This is a genomic window from Roseovarius sp. MBR-79, from assembly GCF_053628555.1.
The window spans coordinates 1-3,155 of sequence record NZ_JBRJGP010000062.1 but is presented as its reverse complement, the minus strand read 5'-3'; the positions used below and the strand labels follow the sequence as shown (position 1 = coordinate 3,155).

Sequence of the window (3,155 nt, the reverse complement as noted above, 5' to 3'; positions counted from 1 at the left end):
GCCCATGACCCTTGACCTCGCCGCCTGATCAGGCCCAAATCAACCCGCCCGGAGAACGCCGCCGGAGAATTTCCACCAGATTCGAGACACGACCAGTGTGGTCGTAGGTTGGGCCAATTTTCCTGTCGTTTGGAGCGCCATCACGCCGTTTCCACGCGATGTCTGCGATGAAATTCCGCCGCCCAAAAACCTCGTCCATCACCACTTTCAGGTAATGCCCTTCATTATCGTCAATGCTGACCCAGATGCTGCCATCCTCGGACAGAAACTCGCGCAGCAGGGTCAGGCGGGGCACGATCATCGACAGCCATTTGGCGTGTTCCAGACTGTCGTCATAATGTTCAAACGCCGAGCGGGTGTTGTAGGGCGGCTCGATATATATGCACTTCACCCGGCCCGCATAGAACGGCAACAGCGCCTTGAGCGCCTGCAGATTGTCGCCCTGCACCAGCAGGCCTTAGTCGCCGTCCCCCGCTGACAGATCTGCCACCGAGTCCAGCAGGCGGTAAGGCACCCGGTCTGCCGCCGTCACATCGGCATCTTTAGTCAACCAGTGCAGCGTCGGCATATCGTCCCTGTTTCGCCGCGCGGGCAATTGCTGTGGCAGTGATCCGTCGCGGACGGGTTACGCTAAAACCTTAGGGGCAATGCGCGGATAGGAAAAGCCAAGACCGCCCGGATGATACGGGAAATCGGTTCAGGCGCGGGGATGCCACGACCCTTCAACGAACTTTTCCAGAAACGCAAAACTGTCCCGCGCGAAATGTTGAAATGCTTCGCCGCTGCATGCCCTCGGCACACGCCAAGCGGACTTTATTGTAAAGTTCCACAGTATACATCTCCCCTCCCTGCTGCCGCAAGAATGGAAAAGTGGCAGAATTTTACTCCGCCGTTGACACATGTGATAGGCGATCGAGCGCACCTCCCGCTCGGCCATTTCGGCCTTGAGCAGTTGCGACAGGATCGGCATGGCGGACACGAACGTGTTGATTTCCGCCTCAGATTGACCCACTTTTCCATTTGGCGCTGACCCGCCTTAAATTTGTTAGTCTCATGAAAAGTCAGCGGAAATATTGGAAACCAGTGGGTCACGACATTACGGAATAGTTGGTCAGATTCTCGCAGAAATCAACAACCATGGACCAATTGGACAAGGACAGCCTCGCTTTCGACGTCCTGTTCGGAGAAGGACCTGATGACAGGATGCTGCGCGCAAGCGGGGCCGATGCTTGGTTCGACAAGCCGTGGGCAGACGAGATACCGATCAAGGAGCAGACTGTGCGCATCTATGATGATGAAGTCCTGACGCTGCTTATTGTGGAGGATGGTCGCATGCTTGCGGACTGATTGGGGCGAAATCGACCGTTTCTAAGCAGAAGTCCATGCTGAGTGTCAGGCAGCTTCCAGTTCAGCGACACCGACCCGAACATGAACGTGCAGACCAGCTGCAACAACCATGTTTACAAGGGTGTCGATGGTGAACTTATCGATCTTTCCCCGCATCAGGTCAGAAACGCGGGGCTGTGTCACGCCGAACCGTTCCGCCGCTTGCTGTTGGTTCCAGCCTTCGGCACGGATGCGGTCTTCGATAGACCGCATCAGGTCCGACCTGATCTTCATGTTTTCAGCCTGCTCGGGAGTGTCCTCGATGGCATCCCAGACGCTGTTGAAAGTGGTCATTTCCGCAACTCCTTCAAAAGGTCCTTGTAGCGTTTAGCGGCAAGATCCTTATCGGCCTTGCTCGTCTTCGGTGTCGTCTTCTTGAAGCAGTGGAGCACGTAGACAGTATCCGCAAACTTCGCGACATAGAGCGCGCGATATATCCCGCTCTCGTCCTTCACCCTGATTTCCTTGACTCCTGCTCCGATGGTTTCCATCGGTTTCCAGTCGTCGGGATCCCTACCATTCTGCACGTTGTCGATCTGATACCCGACCTCTCGCTTGGACGGGTTCGGGAAGTCGCGCAGGTCGGATAGGGACGATCCCCGGAAATCAACGTTCTTCATGCCCCGATTATACAAAAATTTGTATAATCGTCAAGTCCCCATGAACCTTCCCACAAGTCCCCCAGCGAGTTGATACGCTTGGCTTGCTCCAGGCAGATGCACTGTCTGCAAGGATAGACCAAAGTTCATTGGGAAAAGTATGCAGCGGAATCATCCAGAATCTGTTCGTCGAATAAATTAGAGTATTGCCTCAGATCTGGTGTATTTTCGCGCCCTCAACAGAGCATTTTCGGAAGGCCTTAGCTATCGGTGAACCCAACAATCGTCGCAAGCGGGTCGGAATACGGTCTCTCATCATGCCACCCAGCCATCATGCCGCGATTCCAAGTGGAGACTCAATGCTCAGGGTTGCGCATTCTGGAAGACGGGTTAACCATGTGCCTCTGTCTGTCATAAGTTGGAATTATTTACAGTGGCCAAGCAAACCGCCGATGAGGCTGCGCCGAAAGACGCGAATGCCCCGAAAAACACCCCCGCAAATAACGACACGCCCGCAACCGAGGTCGACCCCGATCTGGTGAAGAAGCTCTCCACCCTGAGGTCGCAGGTGCGTGAGAGCTTTGGCAAGGTGGTGATGGCGATGATGGGCTTGCCGCGATACCGGCATCAAACCCTCGCCGATCTTCAGCATCTGGTGCTTGACCCGTTGATCCGCGACCGGATAGCCATCGCTTTTCCAGCGCAAAAAGAGCGCAGCGAGCTTATGGATATCTCGGGACTGGCGATCTGGGCGAGCGTTTCGCAAGAGGTGGATGCCAAAATCCGCGACCAGATCCGCTCAGGCACATGGCCCTTGCGGCTGAAATCCGAAGACTGGACATCGGGCGAGATCAACTGGTTGATCGACGTGATCGCGCCCGATCGCAAGACAGCCGCCTCGGTGCTGGGCAATTTCAAGCAGGTGGTCAAGGACGGCGAGTTGCGCCTGCACCCGCTCATCGCGCGGCTGGTGGATAAAGAGACGCTGGAGAAGATGGGCGCCGCCCGTGACGCGGGCACAACGACAGCCAAGGACGCTGGCACTTAAGATCGGGTTCAAGGGGATGTGTGGGGTGGTAATCCCCCCCGAAATTAAGGGGCTTCAAAAGTAGAATTTTCTCGGCAAGATGAACGAGGAGAATTCGAATGAAGACAAGCAGATACACTGAA

5 protein-coding genes and 1 pseudogene are annotated in these 3,155 nt (G+C 55.5%); 2 read left to right on the top strand and 4 right to left on the bottom strand.

The features are described 5' to 3' along the window. Positions 1-28 precede the first annotated feature (28 nt). The gene (locus ACSSV8_RS20040; RefSeq protein WP_454283657.1) at positions 29-448 is read right to left on the bottom strand and encodes a DNA methyltransferase; all 420 of its coding nucleotides are present in this window, start codon (positions 446-448) and stop codon (positions 29-31) included. A 453-nt stretch (positions 449-901) separates the two neighbouring features. Continuing rightward, a pseudogene (locus tag ACSSV8_RS20035) lies at positions 902-982 on the bottom strand (ATP-binding protein); the annotation flags it as partial. Positions 983-1,137: 155 nt separating this feature from the next. Between ACSSV8_RS20035 and ACSSV8_RS20030 the strand changes: the two are divergent. After that, the gene (locus ACSSV8_RS20030; protein ID WP_454283656.1) at positions 1,138-1,347 is read left to right on the top strand and encodes a hypothetical protein; all 210 of its coding nucleotides are present in this window, start codon (positions 1,138-1,140) and stop codon (positions 1,345-1,347) included. A gap of 45 nt (positions 1,348-1,392) precedes the next feature. Here ACSSV8_RS20030 and ACSSV8_RS20025 read toward each other — a convergent pair whose 3' ends face one another. Together ACSSV8_RS20025 and ACSSV8_RS20020 are read right to left on the bottom strand one after the other, a co-directional pair. Next, on the bottom strand, positions 1,393-1,680 hold the full coding sequence (locus ACSSV8_RS20025; protein WP_454283655.1) for a helix-turn-helix domain-containing protein: 288 nt from the start codon (positions 1,678-1,680) through the stop codon (positions 1,393-1,395). Next, positions 1,677-2,006 (bottom strand): type II toxin-antitoxin system RelE/ParE family toxin, encoded by a 330-nt coding sequence (locus ACSSV8_RS20020; protein ID WP_454283654.1) that lies wholly within the window; start codon positions 2,004-2,006, stop codon positions 1,677-1,679. Before ACSSV8_RS20020 ends, ACSSV8_RS20025 begins: the two co-directional genes overlap by 4 nt. A 412-nt stretch (positions 2,007-2,418) precedes the next feature. Here ACSSV8_RS20020 and ACSSV8_RS20015 point away from each other — a divergent pair, with 412 nt between their 5' ends. Continuing rightward, positions 2,419-3,033: a toxin-activating lysine-acyltransferase gene (locus ACSSV8_RS20015; RefSeq protein ID WP_454283653.1), complete on the top strand. Its 615-nt coding sequence runs from the start codon at positions 2,419-2,421 to the stop codon at positions 3,031-3,033. The last annotated feature ends 122 nt before the right edge of the window (positions 3,034-3,155 follow it).

Excerpts from the sequence above, each read along its gene's own strand:
- ACSSV8_RS20030 (WP_454283656.1), top strand. The coding sequence starts at position 1,138 with ATGGACCAATTGGACAAGGACAGCCTCGCTTTCGACGTCCTGTTCGGA.
- ACSSV8_RS20025 (WP_454283655.1), bottom strand. The coding sequence starts at position 1,680 with ATGACCACTTTCAACAGCGTCTGGGATGCCATCGAGGACACTCCCGAG.
- ACSSV8_RS20020 (WP_454283654.1), bottom strand. The coding sequence starts at position 2,006 with ATGAAGAACGTTGATTTCCGGGGATCGTCCCTATCCGACCTGCGCGAC.